This is a genomic window from Kitasatospora sp. NBC_00458 (assembly GCF_036013975.1).
Lineage (GTDB): Bacteria > Actinomycetota > Actinomycetes > Streptomycetales > Streptomycetaceae > Kitasatospora.
Genome location: NZ_CP107904.1, coordinates 2,520,552 through 2,540,332 on the forward strand (window position 1 = coordinate 2,520,552; position 19,781 = coordinate 2,540,332).

General features: G+C 74.3%; 24 protein-coding genes. 6 read left to right on the forward strand and 18 right to left on the reverse strand.

The genetic code is table 11. The features are described 5' to 3' along the window. Positions 1–588: 588 nt before the first annotated feature. The 15 genes from OG550_RS09795 to hisI form a co-directional block, all read right to left on the reverse strand. Positions 589–1,281, reverse strand: coding sequence for a VIT1/CCC1 transporter family protein (locus OG550_RS09795; RefSeq protein ID WP_327683778.1), 693 nt, complete (start codon positions 1,279–1,281; stop codon positions 589–591). Positions 1,282–1,493: 212 nt separating this feature from the next. Continuing rightward, the gene (lgt, locus tag OG550_RS09800) at positions 1,494–2,480 is read right to left on the reverse strand and encodes a prolipoprotein diacylglyceryl transferase (RefSeq protein WP_327676299.1); all 987 of its coding nucleotides are present in this window, start codon (positions 2,478–2,480) and stop codon (positions 1,494–1,496) included. Between the two features lie 122 nt (positions 2,481–2,602). Then, a complete protein-coding gene (locus OG550_RS09805) occupies positions 2,603–3,430 on the reverse strand; it encodes a DsbA family protein (protein WP_327676300.1) in 828 nt (275 codons plus the stop codon). Between the two features lie 64 nt (positions 3,431–3,494). Next, positions 3,495–3,986 (reverse strand): MauE/DoxX family redox-associated membrane protein, encoded by a 492-nt coding sequence (locus OG550_RS09810; RefSeq protein ID WP_327676301.1) that lies wholly within the window; start codon positions 3,984–3,986, stop codon positions 3,495–3,497. 123 nt (positions 3,987–4,109) lie between these two features. After that, the gene (locus OG550_RS09815) at positions 4,110–4,382 is read right to left on the reverse strand and encodes a hypothetical protein (RefSeq protein ID WP_327676302.1); all 273 of its coding nucleotides are present in this window, start codon (positions 4,380–4,382) and stop codon (positions 4,110–4,112) included. Between the two features lie 198 nt (positions 4,383–4,580). Then, on the reverse strand, positions 4,581–5,390 hold the full coding sequence (gene trpA / locus OG550_RS09820; protein WP_327676303.1) for a tryptophan synthase subunit alpha: 810 nt from the start codon (positions 5,388–5,390) through the stop codon (positions 4,581–4,583). A gap of 2 nt (positions 5,391–5,392) precedes the next feature. After that, complete coding sequence (gene trpB / locus OG550_RS09825) at positions 5,393–6,652, reverse strand: tryptophan synthase subunit beta (RefSeq protein WP_327676304.1); 1,260 nt, start codon at positions 6,650–6,652, stop codon at positions 5,393–5,395. Positions 6,653–6,707: 55 nt separating this feature from the next. After that, positions 6,708–6,857 (reverse strand): tryptophan biosynthesis modulator TrpM, encoded by a 150-nt coding sequence (gene trpM, locus OG550_RS09830; protein WP_167352964.1) that lies wholly within the window; start codon positions 6,855–6,857, stop codon positions 6,708–6,710. A 10-nt stretch (positions 6,858–6,867) separates the two neighbouring features. After that, entirely contained in the window at positions 6,868–7,674 is an 807-nt protein-coding gene (gene trpC / locus OG550_RS09835; RefSeq protein ID WP_327676305.1) for an indole-3-glycerol phosphate synthase TrpC, read from the reverse strand. Between the two features lie 314 nt (positions 7,675–7,988). After that, entirely contained in the window at positions 7,989–8,444 is a 456-nt protein-coding gene (locus tag OG550_RS09840; RefSeq protein WP_442905967.1) for a DUF2752 domain-containing protein, read from the reverse strand. Positions 8,445–8,526: 82 nt separating this feature from the next. Beyond that, positions 8,527–8,769: an HGxxPAAW family protein gene (locus OG550_RS09845; protein WP_327676307.1), complete on the reverse strand. Its 243-nt coding sequence runs from the start codon at positions 8,767–8,769 to the stop codon at positions 8,527–8,529. Between the two features lie 147 nt (positions 8,770–8,916). Continuing rightward, positions 8,917–9,543, reverse strand: coding sequence for a TIGR02234 family membrane protein (locus tag OG550_RS09850; protein ID WP_327676308.1), 627 nt, complete (start codon positions 9,541–9,543; stop codon positions 8,917–8,919). Between the two features lie 32 nt (positions 9,544–9,575). Next, positions 9,576–10,046, reverse strand: coding sequence for a Uma2 family endonuclease (locus OG550_RS09855; RefSeq protein ID WP_327683779.1), 471 nt, complete (start codon positions 10,044–10,046; stop codon positions 9,576–9,578). 113 nt (positions 10,047–10,159) lie between these two features. Further along, entirely contained in the window at positions 10,160–11,680 is a 1,521-nt protein-coding gene (locus tag OG550_RS09860; protein ID WP_327676309.1) for an anthranilate synthase component I, read from the reverse strand. Between the two features lie 34 nt (positions 11,681–11,714). Then, positions 11,715–12,086 carry a phosphoribosyl-AMP cyclohydrolase gene (gene hisI / locus OG550_RS09865; RefSeq protein ID WP_327676310.1) on the reverse strand — a complete coding sequence of 124 codons (372 nt, stop codon included), beginning with the start codon at positions 12,084–12,086 and terminating at the stop codon, positions 11,715–11,717. Positions 12,087–12,256: 170 nt separating this feature from the next. On the opposite strand from hisI, the gene OG550_RS09870 reads away from it, so the two are divergent. The 6 genes from OG550_RS09870 (at position 12,257) to OG550_RS09895 (ending at position 17,763) form a co-directional block, all read left to right on the forward strand. Next, on the forward strand, positions 12,257–12,883 hold the full coding sequence (locus tag OG550_RS09870) for a hypothetical protein (protein WP_327676311.1): 627 nt from the start codon (positions 12,257–12,259) through the stop codon (positions 12,881–12,883). 97 nt (positions 12,884–12,980) lie between these two features. Further along, positions 12,981–13,619, forward strand: a complete 639-nt coding sequence (locus OG550_RS09875) for a TIGR03085 family metal-binding protein (protein WP_327676312.1) — start codon at positions 12,981–12,983, stop codon at positions 13,617–13,619. Between the two features lie 165 nt (positions 13,620–13,784). Continuing rightward, positions 13,785–14,570 (forward strand): VOC family protein, encoded by a 786-nt coding sequence (locus OG550_RS09880; RefSeq protein WP_327676313.1) that lies wholly within the window; start codon positions 13,785–13,787, stop codon positions 14,568–14,570. 207 nt (positions 14,571–14,777) lie between these two features. Then, positions 14,778–15,581, forward strand: a complete 804-nt coding sequence (locus OG550_RS09885; RefSeq protein ID WP_327676314.1) for a Crp/Fnr family transcriptional regulator — start codon at positions 14,778–14,780, stop codon at positions 15,579–15,581. A gap of 161 nt (positions 15,582–15,742) precedes the next feature. Beyond that, the gene (locus tag OG550_RS09890; protein ID WP_327676315.1) at positions 15,743–16,909 is read left to right on the forward strand and encodes a hypothetical protein; all 1,167 of its coding nucleotides are present in this window, start codon (positions 15,743–15,745) and stop codon (positions 16,907–16,909) included. Next, positions 16,906–17,763 carry a hypothetical protein gene (locus tag OG550_RS09895; RefSeq protein ID WP_327676316.1) on the forward strand — a complete coding sequence of 286 codons (858 nt, stop codon included), beginning with the start codon at positions 16,906–16,908 and terminating at the stop codon, positions 17,761–17,763. The genes OG550_RS09890 and OG550_RS09895 overlap by 4 nt, the downstream gene beginning before the upstream one ends. Positions 17,764–17,814: 51 nt before the next feature. Here OG550_RS09895 and hisF read toward each other — a convergent pair whose 3' ends face one another. From hisF to priA, 3 genes are read right to left on the reverse strand one after another with little or no spacing between them, the layout of a single operon-like run. Then, positions 17,815–18,585, reverse strand: a complete 771-nt coding sequence (gene hisF / locus OG550_RS09900) for an imidazole glycerol phosphate synthase subunit HisF (protein ID WP_327676317.1) — start codon at positions 18,583–18,585, stop codon at positions 17,815–17,817. Next, positions 18,582–19,046, reverse strand: coding sequence for a Rid family hydrolase (locus tag OG550_RS09905; protein WP_327676318.1), 465 nt, complete (start codon positions 19,044–19,046; stop codon positions 18,582–18,584). Before OG550_RS09905 ends, hisF begins: the two co-directional genes overlap by 4 nt. After that, complete coding sequence (priA, locus tag OG550_RS09910; protein WP_327676319.1) at positions 19,043–19,768, reverse strand: bifunctional 1-(5-phosphoribosyl)-5-((5-phosphoribosylamino)methylideneamino)imidazole-4-carboxamide isomerase/phosphoribosylanthranilate isomerase PriA; 726 nt, start codon at positions 19,766–19,768, stop codon at positions 19,043–19,045. The genes OG550_RS09905 and priA overlap by 4 nt, the downstream gene beginning before the upstream one ends. Positions 19,769–19,781: the final 13 nt, after the last annotated feature.

Consider the following 19,781-nt stretch of genomic DNA (forward strand, 5'->3'; position numbering starts at 1 on the left):
CGCGTACGGCGGGCGCGCGGCGCCGGCCTGGGGCTCGTTGGCGGAGTGCATGGATGCAGACAGCATCGGCTCTCCCGTCGTCGTCTTTCGAAGCTGGTGCAGTAGGGACGACGTTGGCCCTGATGCGATTTCATGCAAGTTACATGATGCCCAAGATCCCGGGAAGCGGAATATCGCGTCCACATCGCGGACAGATCCGCAGGTCAAGGGTGCAATGAGAGGACGTGCAGCAGTGCGCGTCCCGACGATTGTGCCCGGCGTTCGGCGGCCCGAAACAGGGGCGAAACCCGTACGCCACAGAAGCCGATCATGGATGCCTGCGATTCCATTCCCGGAGCTGACCCCGGGATGCGAATCCGTGGCCATCAGGCCCGAATGGTGAGACTAGGTAAGGCCGCACCGAGTGCCCATGTGCGGAACGTCACGCAGTCGGCCGCATAATCATGCAGACTTCCGTACCATCCTACGCCGCGTGCCGATCCGACGGGCCGGATCCGGAGAAGAGGATCCGAGGCCGGAGAGGAGGGCCCGGGGCCGGAGAGGAGGGCCCGGGGCCGGCGGAGAACACCCGAGGCCGGCGGAGAGGCCCTAGCCGACCTGCGCGCCGATCAGCCACCCCAGCAGGTACGTCACCCCGGCCGCCGCCCCACCCAGCACCAGCTGCCGCAGCCCGCTGAACCACCAGCTGCGCGCCGTCACCCGCGACACCACCGCCCCGCAGGCGAACAGTCCCGCCGCCGAGAGCAGCAGGGCCGGCAGCAGCGAGGTCGCACCCAGCAGGTAGGGCAGCAGCGGCAGCAGCGCGCCGACCGCGAAGCAGACGAACGAGGACCCGGCCGCCACCCACGGCGAGGGCAGGTCGTCCGGGTCGACGCCGAGCTCCTCCCGGGCGTGTATCTCCAGCGTCCGGTCCGGGTCGACGGAGAGCTGCCGGGCCACCTCGCGGGCCAGCGCCGGGTCGACCCCGCGCTCGACGTACAGCTGCGCCAGCTCGGCCAGCTCGCCGTGCGGGTTGCGGCGCAGCTCCAGCCGCTCCGCCTCGATCTCGGCCTGCACCAGCTCCCGCTGGGAGGCGACCGAGGTGTACTCCCCCGCCGCCATCGAGCAGGCGCCGGCCGCCAGCCCGGCCAGGCCGGTGAGCACCACCGTGCCGCTGGAGACGGCGCCGCCGACGACACCGGTCATCAGGGCGACGTTGGAGACCAGCCCGTCCATCGCACCGAACACGGCCGGCCGCAGCCAGCCGCCGTTCACGTCGCGGTGGTGCCCCGCGGCGGGGATGCGGGGGTGGTGCCCGGCCTCGGGGTCGAGGGTGGTCGCGCTCACGGTCGTCCGGCCTCCATTCGCTCACACACGATCGTCGGATCGCCTTGCGGACCGACCGTAGCCCTTCCGAGCTGCGCACTTCCAGCAAAGCAAGGCTGTCCGAACAACGCTCCGGCCGCCCTCCGCAAGCGGTGCGGAGGGCGGCCGGAATGAACGGGCGTCGCAGGTCAGGCGGGGTTCTTGGCGTCCTTCCCCAGCCGGTCGAGCTTGTCGAGCCTCTCGGCGAGGCGGTCGGCGGGGCCGCCGCCCTTGCCGCCGGACGCCGTGCCAGGCCCCTCGGCCGCGTCCGCGGACTCCGCCGCGGCCGTCGCGGCCGCCGAGTCGGGCGCCTTCGGGTCGATGCTCGCCGGGTCCTCCCGGCCGGGCCGGGTCCTCCCGACGACCACGAAGTAGGCGACGGCGCCGAGGAAGACCGCGATCGCCACCCAGTCGTTGAGCCGCAGGCCCAGGATCATGTGCGCGTCGTCGATCCGCAGCCACTCGACCCAGAACCGGCCCACCGTGTACGCGGCCACGTACAGCGCGAAGGCCCGGCCGTGGCCGAGGCTGAACCGGCGGTCCGCCCAGATCACCAGTGCCGCGACCCCGACGCACCAGAGCGACTCGTAGAGGAAGGTCGGGTGGTAGATCCCGGTGACGGTCTCACCGGTGGGCAGCGTCCGCTTGATCTCCAGGCCCCACGGCAGCGTGGTCTCGCGGCCGTACAGCTCCTGGTTGAACCAGTTGCCCCAGCGCCCGAGCGCCTGGGCCAGCGCGATGCCGGGCGCGATCGCGTCGGCGTAGGCGGGCAGCGGCACGCCCCGGCGGCGGGCTCCGATCCAGGCGCCGACCGCGCCGAGCGCGATCGCGCCCCAGATCCCGAGGCCGCCCTCCCAGATCTTGAAGGCGTTCCAGGGGTTCTTACCCTCGCCGAAGTACAGCTGGTGGTCGGTGATCACGTGGTAGAGCCGGCCGCCGACCAGGCCGAACGGCACAGCCCAGACGGCGATGTCGCCGACCGTGTGCTTGCCACCACCGCGGGCGACCCAGCGCTTGCTGCCGAGCCAGACGGCCACGACGACACCGAGGATGATGCAGAAGGCGTAGGCGCGCAGCGGGACGGGTCCGATTTCCAGGACGCCCCGCGACGGGCTGGGAATGTAGGCGATATCCATGGCAGCTCCGACGCTACAGGGTCCGCGGCCTCCGCCGGACACCCCGAGGGTCACAGATCGGCGCACAGCACGCCGCCGCCCCCTCCGGACGGGGAGGAGGCGGCGGGATCCGCGCGGTGGGGTCAGCCCGCGGTCGGGGTGGCGGTGGGAGCCGGCGCGCTCGCGGTGCCCGGCTGCTTGCCCTGGTTGGCGGCGTCCACCCACTTGGTGAGGTTGGCCGGGGTGATCTCCTCGTTGCCGGACTTGGGGTAGATCGGCTGCCCGTTGAGCAGCACCGTCGGCGTGGACTTGTAGCTGGACTTGTCGAAGTCCTGCTGGACCGCCGACACCCATCCGCCGTACTTGTTGTCGTTGACGCAGGCCTCGAACTCCGGCGTGTCGAGCCCGGGCACCTGCTTGGCCAGCTCGATCAGCGTGGAGGTCTTGCCGAAGGCGTCGTCGGTCTCCTGCGGCTGGTTGCGGTAGAGCACGTCGTGGTAGGCGCGGAACTTCCCGGCGTCCTGGGCGCAGCCGAGGGCGTTGGCCCCGTACTTGGAGCCCTTGCCGCCCACCGCCCGGTCGATGAACGAGACGATGTGGTAGTTCCCGACGATCTTGCCCTGGTCCTCCAGCTGGTCGATGGTCTCGGCGAACTCCTTCTCGAAGATCGCGCAGGCCGGGCAGCGCGGGTCCTCGTAGACGGTGAGCGTGGACGGCGCGTCGGGCGCGCCGACCGGGATGACCAGGTTCTTGTCGCCGATGGTGCCGGCCGGGGCCGCGGTGGGGGTCTCGGGCTTGGACCGTTCGTTCTGCACCACCACGCCGGTGACCACGGCGGCGGCGATCACCGCGAGCGCGACCCCGCCGACGATCAGCTTCTTCTTGCGCCGGCCGCGGGCCTCGTCCTCCGCGCGTTCCGCCAGCATCCGCTCGCGGGCGGTGCGCTTGCCTTCTCGGTTCTTCTCGCTCATCAGCCTTGGGCATTCCAGGTTCGGGGGCGGGGGTGCGGTGGGACGGGCCCGGTCGGCGCGCTGCTCAGCTCGCGAGCCAGCCGTCCACCGAGAACTTGGTGCGGGGACGCCAGACCAGCCACCCGGCCAGCAGCAGGAACCCGGTGTCGCGCAGGATCTCCTGGAGGTACTCGGTCTGCGAGGCGTCCACCGCCCCGCCGCCGCCGAAGCAGCCGCAGTCGATGGAGATGCCGCGCGCCCACGCGGAGGCGATCCCGCCGATGAAGGCGAGCAGGAGCACCGCGGAGACCGCCGCGACCAGCCGCGTGGCAAGGCCGATGACCAGCAGCAGCGCGAGCGCCAGCTCCAGGAAGGGCAGCGCGTGGCCGACCGGCTTGACCAGGGCCTCGGGCAGGATCTCGTACGCGCGCACCGCCTGCGCGGCCTCGGCCGGGTCGGCGACCTTGGCCAGCCCGGCCCAGCCCCACACCACGGCGAGGCCCAGTCGGGCGGCCGTGCCGATCCACTCCGTCACCGGCCCGGCCATCCGGACAACCCCCTCGGGAAACACCGTCACGTCCTGATGAACCGTAACCAGTGACGCCGGGTTCCTCCATATTCAGGAGTTAAGCCGAAAGAGTGAATGTTTGTGATGCTCTGTCCGATTGCACCCCGGTGCGCGTTCGGATCCGCCCCGCCCCTAGCGGGCGCCCGGGTCGCAGCCCGGCGGCCGCCCGAGGTCGTAGCGGCCGTCGTCGAGGAGGTCCCGCCGCCCCTCCCGGTCCGAGCGGGTGGCCCGTACCGCCGCCTCCATCCGGGCCGCCTCGGCGCAGACGTAGGCGTCCCGCTCGGCCCGCTCCACACCCCGTTTGGCCAGCGCCGGACCGACCACGCCCTGGGCTCCGAGGGCGGCGCCCAGGACCAGGGCGGCCGCGGCCGCCCGCAGCAGTACGGCTCGCTGGAGACCTGGCACCGGCCGACCCCTTCCGCTCGCTCCGCACCACCGGGGCACGTCGTTCGTGCACTCGTCCCTCCACTCAACGCCGGTCAACCCCCGTTGATGCGTGTACCCGGCGCTGTTCACCCGTTCGGGTCGCCCCCCGGCGTGTCCGGGAACGCCGACGGCCCGCCGCCCCGGTGGAACGGGGCGGCGGGCCGTCGGTACCGCGGGTCAGCGCCGGCGGACGCCCTCCGCCAGCTCGCCGGCCAGGGCGCGCACGGCGGCCAGGGCGGCCTGCTCGTCCCCGTCGGCGTCCAGGATCCGCTGCACGAAGGCCGAGCCGACGATCACGCCGTCCGCGAACGAGGCCACCTGCGCGGCCTGCTCACCGGTCGACACGCCGAGGCCGACGCAGACCGGCAGGTCGATGGTGGCCCTGGTCCGGGCGACCAGGTCCTCGGCCAGGTCGCCGACCTGCGCCCGGCTGCCGGTCACGCCCATCACCGCGGCCGCGTACACGAAGCCGCTGCCGGCCGCCGTGACCTCGGCCAGCCGCTTGTCCTGGCTGCTCGGCGCGACCACGAACACGGTGTCCAGACCGTGCTCCTCGGCCGCCTTGCGCCACTCCCCGGACTCCTCCACCGGGAGGTCCGGCAGGATGCAGCCGACCCCGCCGGCCGCGGCCAGGTCGGCGGCGAACCGGGCCGCCCCGTACCGGTCGACCGGGTTCCAGTAGGTCATGACCAGCACCGCGGCCTCCGGGTGCGCGGAGGCCACCTCCTGCACGGTCCGCAGCACGTCCTTGATCCGGACGCCGCCGCGCAGCGCGATGTCGTCGGCGGTCTGGATGGTCGGGCCGTCCAGCACCGGGTCGGAGTGCGGCAGGCCGATCTCGACGACGTCGCAGCCGCCCTCGATCAGCGCCCTGGTCGCCCGCACGCCGCCGTCCACCGTCGGGAAGCCGGCCGGCAGGTAGCCGACCAGCGCCGCGCGGCCCTCCGCCTTGGCGGCGGCCAGGATGCCACTGAGCTTCGAAGCCATGGTCACTTACCCCCGTGGGCGGAGCCGGCGCCCGGCTCGTCGTACAGGCCGAAGTACTCGGCCGCGGTGTGCATGTCCTTGTCGCCCCGCCCGGAGAGCGAGACCAGGACGGTGGCCCCGGGACCGAGCTCGCGGCCCAGCTCCAGGGCGCCGGCCAGCGCGTGCGCGCTCTCGATGGCCGGGATGATGCCCTCGGTGCGCGACAGCAGCCGCAGTGCCTGCATGGCGGCGTCGTCGGTGACCGGCCGGTACTCGGCGCGGCCGGTGTCCTTCAGCCAGGCGTGCTCCGGGCCGACGCCCGGGTAGTCGAGGCCGGCCGAGATCGAGTGCGACTCGATGGTCTGGCCGTCCTCGTCCTGGAGGACGTAGGTGCGGGAGCCGTGCAGCACGCCCGGGTCGCCCTTGGTGAGGGTGGCGGCGTGCCTCGGGGTCTCGGCGCCCTCGCCGGCCGCCTCGCAGCCGATCAGGCGCACGTCGGCGTCCGGGATGAACTCGTGGAAGATGCCCATCGCGTTGGAGCCGCCGCCGACGCAGGCGACGACGGCGTCGGGCAGCCGTCCGGTCCGGTCCAGGACCTGCTGCCGCGCCTCGACGCCGATCACCCGGTGGAAGTCCCGGACCATCATCGGGAAGGGGTGCGGCCCGGCGACGGTGCCGAACAGGTAGTGGGTGGAGTCGACGTTGGCGACCCAGTCGCGGAACGCCTCGTTGATGGCGTCCTTGAGGGTGCGGCTGCCGGAGGTGACGGCCACCACCTCGGCGCCGAGCATCCGCATCCGGGCGACGTTCAGCGCCTGGCGCTGGGTGTCGACCTCGCCCATGTAGATGGTGCAGTCGAAGCCGAACAGCGCGCAGGCGGTGGCGGTGGCCACGCCGTGCTGGCCGGCGCCGGTCTCGGCGATGATCCGGGTCTTGCCCATCCGGCGGGTGAGCAGGGCCTGGCCCAGCACGTTGTTGATCTTGTGCGAGCCGGTGTGGTTGAGGTCCTCGCGCTTGAGCAGGACGCGCGCGCCCCCCGCCTCGGCGGAGAACCGGTGCACGTCGGTCAGCGGGCTCGGACGGCCGGTGTAGTCCTTGAGCAGCGCGTCGAGCTCGGCGGCGAAGGCCGGGTCGGCCTTGGCCTTCTCGTACTCCTCGGCGACCTGCTCCACGGCGGCGACCAGGGCCTCCGGGATGAAGCGGCCTCCGTACGCGCCGAAGTAGCCGCGCGCGTCCGGCACCTCGGTGCCGGGCAGGTAGTCCTTGGCGGACTTGTCGGACATGGTGAAGTCCTTCGGGAACTCGGGAAGATGACGACAGGAACGTCGGAACGGCCGGTCAGCCGTGCGTCCCGCGCCATCGCCGTCCCGGCACCTGCCCGGGCTCGCAGCCGATGACGTACCGCACCCGCCTGCCCAGCACCCGGCGTGCGGGCGCGCGGCAGCCGCGCGGGCGGCAGCCGGGGGCGAGACGGGTGGCGATCTTCATGGCGTCGGTGTCAGTCCTTGTGCCGGATCGCGGGGTGGGCACCGGCCGCGACCAGGTCGGCCACGGCGGCGCGCGGGTCCTTGCCGGTCACCAGGGACTCGCCGACCAGCACCGCGTCGGCGCCCAGGTTGGCGTAGGAGATCACGTCCAGCGGGCCGCGCACACCGGACTCGGCGACCTTGACGACGCCGTCCGGGATGGCGTGGACGACGTTGCCGAAGGTGTTGCGGTCCACCTCAAGGGTCTTGAGGTTGCGGGCGTTGACGCCGATGATCCGGGCGCCGGCGTCCACCGCGCGGGCGATCTCCTCCTCGTCGTGCACCTCGACCAGCGGGGTGAGGCCGATCGACTCGGCGCGCTCGATCAGCGACACCAGGGCCGGCTGGTCGAGGGCCGCGACGATCAGCAGCGCGAGGTCGGCGCCGTGGGCGCGGGCCTCCCAGAGCTGGTACGCGGTGACGATGAAGTCCTTGCGGAGCACCGGGGTGTCGACCGCGGCGCGGACGGCGTCCAGGTCGGCGAGCGAGCCGCCGAAGCGGCGCTGCTCGGTCAGCACACTGATCGCGGCGGCGCCGCCGGCGGCGTAGTCGGCGGCCAGCGCGGCCGGGTCGGCGATCGCGGCCAGGGCGCCCTTGGACGGGCTGGAGCGCTTGACCTCGCAGATCACCCGTACGCCGTCGCCCTTGAGCGCGGCCACGCCGTCCTTGGCGTCCGGGGCCTTGGCGGCGAGCTCCTTGAGCTCGTCCAGCGTCACTCGGGCCTGCCGCTCGGCGAGGTCCTCGCGGACCCCTTCGATGATCGAGTCGAGCACACTCACGCAAGCGCCCCCATCATGTCTGCTAGTTCTGCTAGCGAGGAGCCGGACGGCCAGTGGGCCTCCGGCCCTTCGATGGTATCGGCAAGGGGGGGCGCCCAGCGCATCCGCCCGGCGCGCGTCTCGCGGAGCGGACGCCCCCCGGGCCCCTCCGAGCTGCGGTTTCACGCGTCCTCCACCCCTCCGGCGACGCTCCCGACGGACGGCCGGGACGGCGACCGGACCCACGACCGGACCCATGCCCGGGACCGCGACCGGCACCGCCGCCGGACCGGTCGGCCGACCGGGCCACGACGGCGCCCCGCCCCTGCGGACGCTCAGACCAGCGGCGGGGCGAGCCCGGCGCCGATCGGCAGGTTGCGCACCACCGTGAAGACCAGCACCAACAGCCCCACCAGAACCCACCGCCGCGCCCCGAGCGCGAGCCGGGGCACCGGCGCACCGCGCACCGCGCACCAGAGCCACCGCAGCCAGAGCACCGCCAGCACGGCGAAGAGCAGCACCGCCACCGCGTTGTCGTGCAGCGCGCCGCTCAGGTCCCCGTGGGTCAGCGCGTGGACGCAGCGGAGCCCGCCGCAGCCGGGGCACCACCAGCCGGTGGCCGCCAGGAACGGGCAGTCCGGGTAGTGCCCGGGAGAGTTCGGGTCGACCGCGGCGATGTACCCGGTGGGGACGGCCACCGCGACCAGGGCGGTCAGCGGCGGCAGCAGCCGGCGCGGCGCGGACGACCGGGCGGAGGCTGCGGAGGCGGTGGGAGCGGCGTTCACGCCCATGATTGTGCCCGCCCGGGCGGGCTGCCGGGAGAAACGAAACGGCGGGCATGGCGCCCGCCGTTCACGCAGTACCGGGAAGACCTCAGGCAGTGGCCAGCGCGGCCTGCTCCTCGGGGGTGTACACGTTGGTGCTGGGCTGCTGGCCCATGCCCGCCATCGACATGGCCTTGCCGACCACGCCGCCGAGCAGGACGACCGCCAGGCCGGCCCAGACCAGCAGCACCGACGGCAGGATCATGGCGACGCCCGCGATCCCGAAACCGATGAAGGTGATGGTCACGCCGGTCCAGGCGGCGGGGTTGTGGCCGTGTGCTGCTGCTGCCATCTGAATGGTGCTCCTAGGCTCTCGGGGCCCGGCCGGGCCTGCGGGCCCCTGGCGGGTTGACGTGTTCCATTGTGCCGGGCCACACACGGGTGGCCCAAAGCGGGTGGAGGGTCTATCGCGTCACAGCGCGCACCGTGCGGCCGCCGGTCAGCCGGCGGTCGGGTCCTCGCCGCGGTCCAGCGCCTTCCACAGGTCCGCCGGGCTCTCGGCGGCCGCGGCCTTCCGCCTCACCGGCGCCTTCCCGGTCGGCGCCTCGTACCGGCTGCCCATCGCCGGCCAGCCGCGCCCGAAGCGGACGGTGAGCAGCCCGGCCAGCGCCAGCAGCAGCCCGCCCACCAGCGCCACCCACGGCCAGCCGGTGTGCCCGACCCCGGTCGCGGTGGAGCCGGTCAGCGCCAGCTTGCGGGCCGCCTCGCCGTCCAGCGCCGCGGTGTCCCCGGCCCCCGCCGCGGCGGCGGCGGCCGCGCCGAGCCCGGCGAGCAGGGTCAGGGCCCCCACCGCGAGCCGGCCGGCGCCGCGGACCGCGAACACCGCGACCGCCGCCGCCAGCGCGACCAGTGCGAGCCCGGCGGGAAGTTCGGAGATCCTCCCGCCGGTGACGGAGACCTCCAGGGTGCCGGCCAGCCCCTCGGCCCAGACCCGGCCGGCGGCGGTCAGCACCAGGACCGCGCCCAGCGCGGTCAGCAGCAGCATCAGCCCGAGCGTCCGCCGCCCGGGCCCGCCCTTCGCGGGGACGGTCTCGGTCTCGGCACGGGACTGGCTAGGAACGCTCACCCGTTCACTATCCCTGACCCGACGCGCCCGTCCTACGCCGGGTCGGCCGGGAACCCGTCGGTCGACAGCACCACGGTCAGGTCCGCCAGGGGCAGGAACACGTCGTTGCCGAACGGCACCCGCTCCGCCTCCCGGTAGCCGCCGGTGGGCTGCGGGGTGCTGTGCACCGTGCAGACCGCCTCGGCCGGGTCCACCACGACGTACAGCGGGATCCCGCACCCGGCGTAGGTCCGCACCTTCGCCGCGTGGTCGTCGTCCCGCCCGGACGGCGGCACCACCTCGATCACGGCCCGGAGGTCGGTCCACTCGAACCGCCCGCGGGCGTTGCGCCCGGCCCCCGGCGCGACGACCGCCAGGTCGACGGCGTGGCCGTGGAGGGGCGGCGGGAGGTCGACCACGGCGTCCGGGAGGACGCGGCCGCGACCCGCGAGCTGCTGCTCGATCTGGGCCGCCGCACCGAGGACGACGTCCCGCCTGCCCGTTCCGCCCGGCGTCATGGTGATCCTCCCGTCGGTGGTCCCCCGTCCGGCGCCCGTCCGGGCTCCTCACGCCCTCCGGTGCGTCCCGGGCCGGCCCGGCGGCCCGCCCGGCCGGTGCCCCGGCTCCGCGCGGCGGCTCACACCGCCGGCGTGCGCAGCGTATTCGCCGTGGCCACCGCGCGCAGGACGGCGGCGGCCTTGTTGCGGCATTCGGTGTCCTCGCCGTGCGGGTCGGAGTCGGCGACCACACCGGCTCCGGCCTGGACGAACGCGGTGCCGTCGCGCAGCACCGCCGTCCGGATGGCGATCGCGGTGTCGGAGTCCCCGGCGAAGTCCAGGTAGCCGACGCAGCCGCCATACAGGCCGCGGCGGGTGGGCTCCAGCTCCTCGATGATCCGCATCGCGCGCGGCTTGGGCGCCCCGGAGAGGGTGCCGGCCGGGAAGCAGGCGGTGAGCACGTCGAAGGCGGTCCGCCCCTCGGCGACCCTGCCGGTCACCGTGGAGACGATGTGCATGACGTGGCTGTACCGCTCGATCTGCATGAAGTCGACGACCTCGACGCTGCCCGGCTCGCAGACCCGGCCGAGGTCGTTGCGGCCGAGGTCGACCAGCATCAGGTGCTCGGCCCGCTCCTTGGGGTCGGCGAGCAGTTCGGCGGCCAGCTCGTTGTCCTCGTGCGGGGTGGCGCCGCGGTGCCGGGTGCCGGCGATCGGATGCAGCATCGCCTCGCCGTCGGTGACCTTGACCAGCGCCTCCGGGCTGGAGCCGACCACGTCGAAGCCGCCCTCGGCGCCGCCGTCCGGCCCGGGGAACCGGAACAGGTACATGTACGGGCTGGGGTTGGTGGTGCGCAGGACGCGGTAGACGTCGAGCGCGGAGGCCGGGCAGGGGGCCTCGAACCGCTGCGAGGGCACCACCTGGAAGGCCTCGCCGGCCCGGATCCGCTCCTTGATCTCCTCCACCGCGGCCCGGTAGGGCTCCCCGCCGAACGGCGAGCGGACCTCGCCGGGGCCGGTCGGGGTGAAGGTGGCGAGGCCCGGGTCGACCGGCTTCAGCAGGTCGGCCTCCATGGCGTCCAGCCGGGCCACCGCGTCCGCGTAGGCCTCGTCGACGCCGCTGGCCAGGTCGTTGTGGTTGACGGCGTTGGCGATCAGCAGCACCGTGCCGTCGGCGTGGTCGAGCACGGCGAGGTCGGTGGCGAGCAGCATGGTCAGCTCGGGGAGCCCCAGGTCGTCCGGGTTGAGGTCGGGGAGCTTCTCCAGCCGGCGGACGACGTCGTAGCCGAGGTAGCCGACCAGGCCGCCGGTGAGCGGCGGGAGGCCGTCGTCGGCGTGCCGCGGGGTGTGCAGGGCCTCCAGCGCGGCGCGCAGCACCTGCAGCGGGTCGCCGGTGGTGGGGATGCCGACCGGCGGGGCGCCGTGCCAGCGGGCCCCGCCGTCCGGGCCGGCGGTCAGGGCGGCGGCGCTGCGCACGCCCACGAAGGAGTACCGGGACCAGCTGCGGCCCTGCTCCGCGGACTCCAGGAGGAAGGTGCCGGCCCGCTCGGCGGCCAGGCTGCGGTAGAGGCCGATCGGGGTGAGGCCGTCCGCGAGGAGCCTGCGGGTGACCGGGATGACCCGGGTGTCGACGGCGAGCTTGCGGAAGGCTTCGAGGTCCATGGCGGGCGGCACCTTACGGAAGTGGGAGGGGTGGTCAGCCGAGCGGGAGCACGTCGGCGTCGAAGCAGGTGCGGTCGCCGGTGTGGCAGGCCGCGCCGGTCTGGTCGACCCGGACCAGCAGGGTGTCGCCGTCGCAGTCCAGCGCGACCGACTTCACCTGCTGGACGTGGCCGGAGGTGTCGCCCTTCACCCAGTACTCGCGGCGGCTGCGGCTCCAGTAGGTGCAGCGGCCGGTGGTGAGGGTGCGGTGCAGCGCCTCGTCGTCCATCCAGCCGAGCATCAGCACCTCGCCGGTGTCGTACTGCTGCGCGACGGCCGGGAGCAGGCCGTCCTCGGTGCGCTTGAGGCGCGCGGCGATGCCGGGGTCGAGGGCGGTGGTACCGGGGGCGGCGGGTGTGGTGGACATGGGGCCATTGTGTCAGTCCGGTCCGGCCGCCCGGGCCGCCGTCCGGATCCCGGCCACCGCCGTGAGCTGCGGCGCGCGGGCCCGCGGGCACGCTCCCCCGGAGGGGTCGGATCGGACGAGTTGTGCCAACCGCCTGCCGACCGGGCCCGTCGTGGGCCATCCTCGTGCCCATGACCTCCGAGCCGCCCGCCGCGCAGCCGCCGAGCCCCGACCGCCCGCGCACCGGCGCCGCCGCCGGACCGTCGCGGGGCCTGCTCCTCGCCGTCGTGGCGGTGCTGGCCGTCCTGCTCGCGGTGGTGGCCACCGTGCTGCTGTGGCCGGAGGGGAAGCCGGCCGCGCAGCCGCCCCCGCCCTCCCCCAGCACGGCGACGCCGACCCCGACACCCACCCCGACGCCCACTCCCACCCCGACGCCGACACCGACGCCCACGCCGACCAAGGCCGTCCCGTACCCCTTCTTCACGGTCGGCACCTGCTTCGACCACCCGCAGCTCACCAGGACCGTCCTCCGGCCGGAGCCGCGCCCCTGCGAGGGCCCGCACGACGGCGAGTCGATCGCCGAGCTGCTGCTCCCGGAGGGCCTGGCCGACGACTACCGGATCGCCAACGCGATGCGGGACGGCTGCAAGCAGGCGCAGGCCGCCGCCGAGGCCCGCCAAGGCGGCGGCGGACCGTACTACGGCTATCCGGTGGGCCCGCTCAAGGCCTCCTACGACCAGGGCTGGCGGGACTACGCCTGCACCCTGACGGCGAGCAACCGGCCCGACTCCACCAAGCTCACCGGCCACCTGCGGTAGGGCCCTCGCAGGGCCCTCGGGCCCTGCGAGGCGTCGGCGGAGTCCCGCCGGGGCCTGGTCCGACGCGACCTTGCCGACACGCCCTAGGCTGAGCCGCATGTCGAACCACGCCCTCGCCGAACGCCACCGCCTCGCCGGACTGCTGGCCGCCGCCGGACCGGACGCGCCCACCCTCTGCGCCGGGTGGTCCACCCGGGACCTCGCCGCCCACCTGGTGCTCCGGGAGCGCCGGCCGGACGCGGCGGCGGGCATCCGGATCGGCCCGCTGGCCGGCTGGACCCACCGCGTGCAGACCTCGTACGCCGACCGCCCGTACGAGGAACTGGTCCGACTGTTCCGCTCCGGGCCGCCGGTGCTCTCGCTGTTCTCGCTGCCCGGCGCGGACGAGGCGGCCAACACCGTGGAGTACTTCGTGCACGCCGAGGACGTCGCGCGGGCGGGTGCCGACCCGGTGCCGCACCCGGTGCCGCCCGGCCGGACGGAGGCGCTCTGGCGCCGGCTGCCGCTGATCGCCCGGCTGGAGGCGGGCCGCCGCTCCCCGGTGCGGCTGGAGCTGCACCGCCCGGACGGCGCGGGCCCGACCGTCGGCCCGGCCGGCTCGCCGACCGTGCGGATCACCGGCGAGCCGGGCGAGCTGCTGCTCTTCGCCTTCGGCCGGGGCGCCCGGGCGGTGCTGACCGTGGAGGGCCCGCAGGACGCCGTCGAGGCCCTCCGACACGTCCTGCCGCTCCCCTAGGGCGCGTCGGCGGAGTCCCGCCGCGACGCCGGGCCGGTGCCAGGGGGCCGTCCCGGCTGCGGATGTCGGTGGCGGGGTGCAGACTCGCAGATGGCCGGGGAGGGGCGCCTCCGCGCCCCGGCGGAGGGCTGCCCGGCCCCGTCCCGTCGAAGGAGCGCGACCCCCATGCTCACCACCGACTTCCCCACCGGTTCCCCCTGCTGGATCGACCTCGGCAGCCCCGATCCGGCCGCCGCCGCCGCGTTCTACGGCGCGGTGTTCGGCTGGACCTTCCGGTCGGCCGGCCCGGAGGCGGGCGGCTACGGCTTCCTCCAGCTCGACGGCAGGACGGTCGCGGCCGTCGGCCCGCTCACCGAGGAGGGCGCGCAGTCCGCCTGGACGACGTACCTGCGCACCCCGGACGCGGACGCCGTCACCGGGGCCGTCGAGCAGGCCGGCGGCGCCGTCCGGGTCCCGCCCTTCGACGTGATGGACGCCGGGCGGATGGCCCAGCTGACCGACCCGCAGGGCGCCCGGTTCGCGGTCTGGCAGTCCGGCGCGGTCACCGGTCTGGACGTCGTCTCCGAGGACGGCGCGCTGATCTGGGCCGAGCTGCACACCACGGACGTGGCCGCCGGGTTCGGCTTCTACGAGCGGGTGTTCGGCTGGCGCTACGGGGACTTCCCGTCCCCCGGCGGGACGTACCGGGTGGTCTCCACCGCCGAGGGCGACCAGCAGGACACCAGCTTCGGCGGCATCGCCCCGGTGATGGGCGAGGCCCAGCAGACCGCCTGGACGCCGTACTTCGGCTCCTCCGACGTGCCGGCGGTGGTCGCCCGCGCCACCGCGGCCGGCGGCACGGTGCTGATGGGCCCGGAGCACGTCCCCGGCGTCGGCGTGCTGGCCTGGCTGGCCGACCCGTTCGGCGCCCCCTTCGCACTGATCAAGGGCGAGCCGCCGACGGACTCCTGACCGGCCCGGCGGCCCCGGCGGAGGATGCCCTCCGGTTCGCCATGTCCGGTACCGGACAAGGAAGTTGACGAACCGTGAAGATCCTCCACCGGGGCCGCCGACGACCTTCCCGTGCCCCCTCCGCTGCGCTAGCCTCGCCAGGGCATCCCCACGGCCGATCCCGGCGGGATCGGCCGTGCCACCCACCGTGCAGCGGAGGACCGCGGGTTGAGACCGGCGCAGCCGACGGCACCGAACCACCACCCGAAACCGCATCCGAACCCGGGCCACCGGCCGGGCGGGCCGCAGGCCCGGCCCCCGGACCGGGCCTGGCCCGACGGCGCCCTCCTCGCCGAGCTGCACCGTGACGGCTCCCCCGCCGCGTTCGCCGCCGAGCAGGACATCCTCCGGCTGGGCACCCGGCGCACCCACGGCCACGACGAGACCATGATCCTCGAACAGGACCACGGCCGGTTCGTCCTGCTCCTGCTGGAGGGCTTCGCCAAGGCCACCGTCGTGGACACCGCCGGCACGCCCGTGCTGCTCGACGTCCGCGCGTACGGGGACGTCGTCGGCGAGGCCGCCGCCCTCGACGACCTCCCCCGCTCCGCCACCGTGACCGCGGCCGGGCCCGTCACCGTCCGCCGGATCTCGCAGCCCGACTGGATGCACTGGCTCGGCACCCACCCGGTCGCCGGGATCGCGCTCAGCCGCTGCCTGGTGCACCGCAGCCGGACCGCCACCCGCCGCCTGGTCGGCCTCGCCTCCGAGCAGGTGGTCAACCGGCTCGCCCACGACCTCGCCGACCTCGCGCAGCGGTACGGCACCGCCGGCCCGCGCGGCATCACCATCCGCCCCCGGCTGACCCAGGTCGAACTGGGCGCCCTGATCGGGGCCGGCGAGCGGCGGGTCCACCACGCGCTCCACGAACTGGCCGACCGCGGCCTGCTCCGGCTCGGCCGCCGCAGCACCGTCGTGCTGTCCCTGCCCGGCCTGCTCGACGTCGCCGCCGAGGCCGAGTCCGGCCGCTGACCGGCGGAGGATCGCCGCCGGGCCGAGATTCGATCACGAAACCCTTGCGAACCCCGCGAACCCGTCGTGCGACGGGTTCCGGCCACCGGTCGGACGCTCTACTACGCCCGGGGCCCGCCCGCGGGCCCCCTGTGCGGACCGCTCGTACCGAAAGGGCGCTCATGTCTTCGATCCCGGTCACCATGGTCGGACCACAGTCCTCCGGAAAGACCGTCTACCTGGCCAGTCTCTTCGCCAGGCTCTCCCAGCAGGACCCCGAACTCGGCTTCGCGGTGACGCTGCCCTTCGACCAGTCCCAGGGACTCAACACCGTCTACGAGAAGGTCGTCAGCCCGGGGGCGTGGCCGCTCGGGAGCCTCGTCGCGGACATCTCGGTCTGGGACTTCGCCTGCACCGTCCGGACGGCGCAGCACCGGCTCCTCAACCCCTTCTCGGTCTCCTACATCGACTACGCCGGGGAGATCCTCACCAGCGGCAACCCGCAGTCGGAGGCCTACACGAAGGTCAAGGAGGCGGTGATCGGGTCCCGGTTCCTGCTGATCCTGCTGGACGGCGAGCGGGTGCTGCGCCTGATGAACGGCAACCGCGAGATGATCGGCGACTACCGGCCGGTCCTCAACTTCCTCAACTCCAACCAGACCGGCGTGGTCCACTTCGTCCTGACCAAGTGGGACGTGCTGCAGGCGGCCGGCCACACCCTGGAGCAGGTGGCCGACCGGCTCCACCAGGAGGACGAGTTCCGCTTCTTCGTCGAGGGCCGGCGCGGCCTCCAGGGCGAGGGCGGCGTGATCCGGCTGATCCCGGTCAGCGCGGTGGGCTCCGGCTTCGCGCAGTACGACGACAAGGGCAGGATGGTCAAGACGCCGGGCGCGCGGCCCGCACCGCTCAACGTCGAGCTGCCGTTCATGGCCGTCCTGGTCGACCTCTTCGTCGGCGAGCTGAAGCGGGCCGCCGAGGTCCGCCGGCGCGCGGGCGCCCCGGCTCCGGACAAGGCGGAGAGCCGGCTGCAGGCCCTCCAGCGGTTCGGCGCCTCGCTGTCGCTGCTCCGGAACGTCGTCATCACCGGGGCCGCCAAGACCGGCAACCCGATGGTGCGGATGTTCGGCGAGGTCCTCGTGGCGGCCCTGGCCGAGTACGTGGACGAGCAGAAGGGCCACTACGGCAAGCGGATCGAGGAGAACGCCGCCCGGCTGCGGCGGGAGGTCGAGCAGGCCACCACCGACCAGCAGGCGCTGGTCCGGATCGTCAAGGCGTTCCAGGCCCGGCTGGAGGAGTTCGAGGACGAGCACCCCGGTTCCCGGATCGACCGCTGGGCGGCCCGGGCATGAGCGCGCCGCTGCCCCCGGGGCCGCTCGGGACGGCCTGGCCGTTCGCCGTCGTCAGCACCCCCACCTCCGGCTACGGGGTGGCCGCCGCGCCGGACTTCCTGGTCGCGCGCGGGCGGTCCTTCCTGCTCACCGACCACGCGACCGGTGAACCGGGCGACCGGGCCTACCTGCTCGGGCTGACCGGCGCCGACGGCGCCCGCCTCTGGCTGCTCTACCGGATGGTCCCGCTGCAGGCCGGGGAGGTGGGCCAGGACGGCGAGGTCGCCTACGCGGGCAGTCGGCTCGCCTCGGTCCTCGAAGGCGTCGTCACCCTGGAGCAGCCCGCCTGCGCGCCCACCGCCGAGTACTTCGACGGGGTGCACGAGCTCGTCCGGACGGCCGTCCGGGAGTACTTCCTCGCCGACGACAGCAGGCGTCCGGCGCGCCCGATGCCGGGCACGGCCGGGCCGCCCGCGCCGGACGGCGACGAGGCCGGGAACGTCCTGCCGCTGACCGTGCTGAACCCGAAACGGACGAAGGAGCACCTGCACGTCGCCGACGTGCCTCTTCCACCCGGGGAGCGGGACGAGGCCGCCGGGCCCGCCGCCGCTCCTCCCGGCACTCGTCCCACCGGGTCTGGTCTCCCGGACCGGCAGGCTCCTGACCTCGGCCGGCCGGGGGCTGATCCGGCTGGGAGCGGCCCTGGAGGCGCTGGCGGCCCCGGAACCGCCCACACCGCCGGTGCCGCCGCGACCGCCGGGTCCTCCGGCGGTGCGGGCGGTGGTCCGGGCGGCTTCGGCCGACCCGCTCTCGCCGTCATCGGAGCGCTGAGCCTGCTGGTGTTCGTCCTGCTGGTGCTGCTCGCCGTGAAGTGAGCCCCGCCCGGGGCCGGGCCCCGGGCGGGGGCACCGGGTGCCCGGCCCGCCTCAGCGGACCGGGTGCCCGGCCTCCCGCAGCGCGTCCTTGACCTCGCCGATCCGCAGGTCGCCGAAGTGGAAGACGCTGGCGGCCAGCACCGCGTCCGCGCCGGCCTCCACGGCCGGGGCGAAGTCGGCGAGCTTCCCGGCGCCGCCGGAGGCGATCACCGGCACCGAGACGGTCTTGCGGACGGCCCGGATCAGCTCCAGGTCGTAGCCGTCCTTGGTGCCGTCCGCGTCCATCGAGTTGAGCAGGATCTCGCCCGCGCCCAGCTCGGCGGCGCGCCCGGCCCACTCGACGGCGTCCAGTCCGGTGCCCTGGCGCCCGCCGTGCGTGGTGACCTCGAAGCCCGACTCGGTCTCCGTCCCGGGCGGGCAGCGCCGGGCGTCGACCGAGAGCACCAGCACCTGGCGGCCGAACCGCTTCGCGATCTCCCGGACCAGCTCCGGCCGCGCGATGGCGGCCGTGTTGACGCCGACCTTGTCGGCGCCGGCCCGGAGCAGCTTGTCGACGTCCTCGACGGCGCGGACGCCGCCGCCGACGGTGAGCGGGATGAAGACCTGCTCGGCGGTGCGGCGGACCACGTCGTAGGTGGTCTCGCGGTCGCCCGAGGAGGCGGTGATGTCGAGGAAGGTCAGCTCGTCCGCGCCCTCGGCGTCGTAGAGCTTGGCCATCTCGACCGGGTCCCCGGCGTCGCGCAGGTTCTGGAAGTTGACGCCCTTGACCACCCGGCCGGCGTCGACGTCCAGGCAGGGGATGACACGTACGGCGAGGGTCACTGCGGTTTGCCTTCCAGCGTCGTGGCGAGCCCGGCGCGGTGGGCGTCGATCTCGACCTCGACCATCATCCGGGAGTCGACGAGGCCCTCGACCACCACCATGGTGGCGGCCGGGCGGACCTCGTCGAAGAGGAACTTGTGGGCGCGGCCGGCCTCGGCGCAGTCCCGGACGTGGGTCACGTAGATCCGGGTGCGGACCACGTCCGCGAGGGTGAGGCCGAACCGCTCCAGGGCCTCGCGCGCCGTCCCGAAGGCGGCGAGCGTCTGCCCGTACGGGTCGCCCTCGTGGTGGACGACGCCGTCGACGTCGAGCGCGGTGGCGCCGGAGACGAGGACGAAGTCCCCGGCCGCGACGGCCCGGGAGAAGCCGAACTCCTCCTCCTGGGGGAAGGAGCCGGGAACCCGCTCGTGCCGTCGCGCGGCCGGGTCCGGGGCGGGGCCGCCGGTTGACCCTGTGCTCATCGGGACACTGCCTCCAGGGCCTCTTCGAGGGTGAACTTCTGCTCGTAGAGTGCCTTGCCGACGATCGCTCCCTCGACTCCCTCGCCGACGAGCGTGGCGATCGCCCGCAGGTCGTCCAGCGAGGAGACGCCGCCGGAGGCGACCACCGGGCGGTCGGTGGCGGCGCAGACGTTGCGCAGCAGCTGCAGGTTGGGGCCGGTCAGGGTGCCGTCGCGGTCGACGTCGGTGACCACGTACCGGGCGCAGCCCTCGGAGTCGAGACGGGCCAGCACCTCGTAGAGCTGGCCGCCGTCGCGGGTCCAGCCGCGGCCGCGCAGGGTGGTGCCGACCACGTCCAGGCCGACGGCGATCTTGTCGCCGTGCTCGGCGATGACCTTGGCGACCCACTCGGGGCTCTCCAGGGCGGCGGTGCCGAGGTTGACCCGGGTGCAGCCGGTGGCCAGCGCGGCGGCCAGCGACTCGTCGTCGCGGATGCCGCCGGACAGCTCGACCTTGATGTCGAGGGCCGCGGTGACCTCGCGGAGCAGCTCGCGGTTGGAGCCGGTGCCGAAGGCGGCGTCGAGGTCGACCAGGTGGAGCCACTCGGCGCCGGCGTTCTGCCAGGCGAGGGCGGCGGCGAGCGGCTCGCCGAAGGAGGTCTCGGTGCCGGAGGCACCCTTGACCAGGCGGACCGCCTGGCCGTCCCGGACGTCGACGGCGGGGAGCAGTTCGAGGCGACTCATGGTGTTGGCAACT

Excerpts from the sequence above, each read along its gene's own strand:
- lgt (WP_327676299.1), bottom strand. The coding sequence starts at position 2,480 with ATGGATATCGCCTACATTCCCAGCCCGTCGCGGGGCGTCCTGGAAATC.
- OG550_RS09805 (WP_327676300.1), bottom strand. The coding sequence starts at position 3,430 with ATGAGCGAGAAGAACCGAGAAGGCAAGCGCACCGCCCGCGAGCGGATG.
- trpA (WP_327676303.1), bottom strand. The coding sequence starts at position 5,390 with ATGGCTTCGAAGCTCAGTGGCATCCTGGCCGCCGCCAAGGCGGAGGGC.
- trpB (WP_327676304.1), bottom strand. The coding sequence starts at position 6,652 with ATGTCCGACAAGTCCGCCAAGGACTACCTGCCCGGCACCGAGGTGCCG.
- trpM (WP_167352964.1), bottom strand. The coding sequence starts at position 6,857 with ATGAAGATCGCCACCCGTCTCGCCCCCGGCTGCCGCCCGCGCGGCTGC.
- OG550_RS09840 (WP_442905967.1), bottom strand. The coding sequence starts at position 8,444 with ATGGGCGTGAACGCCGCTCCCACCGCCTCCGCAGCCTCCGCCCGGTCG.
- OG550_RS09845 (WP_327676307.1), bottom strand. The coding sequence starts at position 8,769 with ATGGCAGCAGCAGCACACGGCCACAACCCCGCCGCCTGGACCGGCGTG.
- OG550_RS09860 (WP_327676309.1), bottom strand. The coding sequence starts at position 11,680 with ATGGACCTCGAAGCCTTCCGCAAGCTCGCCGTCGACACCCGGGTCATC.
- hisI (WP_327676310.1), bottom strand. The coding sequence starts at position 12,086 with ATGTCCACCACACCCGCCGCCCCCGGTACCACCGCCCTCGACCCCGGC.
- OG550_RS09870 (WP_327676311.1), top strand. The coding sequence starts at position 12,257 with ATGACCTCCGAGCCGCCCGCCGCGCAGCCGCCGAGCCCCGACCGCCCG.
- OG550_RS09875 (WP_327676312.1), top strand. The coding sequence starts at position 12,981 with ATGTCGAACCACGCCCTCGCCGAACGCCACCGCCTCGCCGGACTGCTG.
- OG550_RS09880 (WP_327676313.1), top strand. The coding sequence starts at position 13,785 with ATGCTCACCACCGACTTCCCCACCGGTTCCCCCTGCTGGATCGACCTC.
- OG550_RS09890 (WP_327676315.1), top strand. The coding sequence starts at position 15,743 with ATGTCTTCGATCCCGGTCACCATGGTCGGACCACAGTCCTCCGGAAAG.
- OG550_RS09895 (WP_327676316.1), top strand. The coding sequence starts at position 16,906 with ATGAGCGCGCCGCTGCCCCCGGGGCCGCTCGGGACGGCCTGGCCGTTC.
- OG550_RS09905 (WP_327676318.1), bottom strand. The coding sequence starts at position 19,046 with ATGAGCACAGGGTCAACCGGCGGCCCCGCCCCGGACCCGGCCGCGCGA.
- priA (WP_327676319.1), bottom strand. The coding sequence starts at position 19,768 with ATGAGTCGCCTCGAACTGCTCCCCGCCGTCGACGTCCGGGACGGCCAG.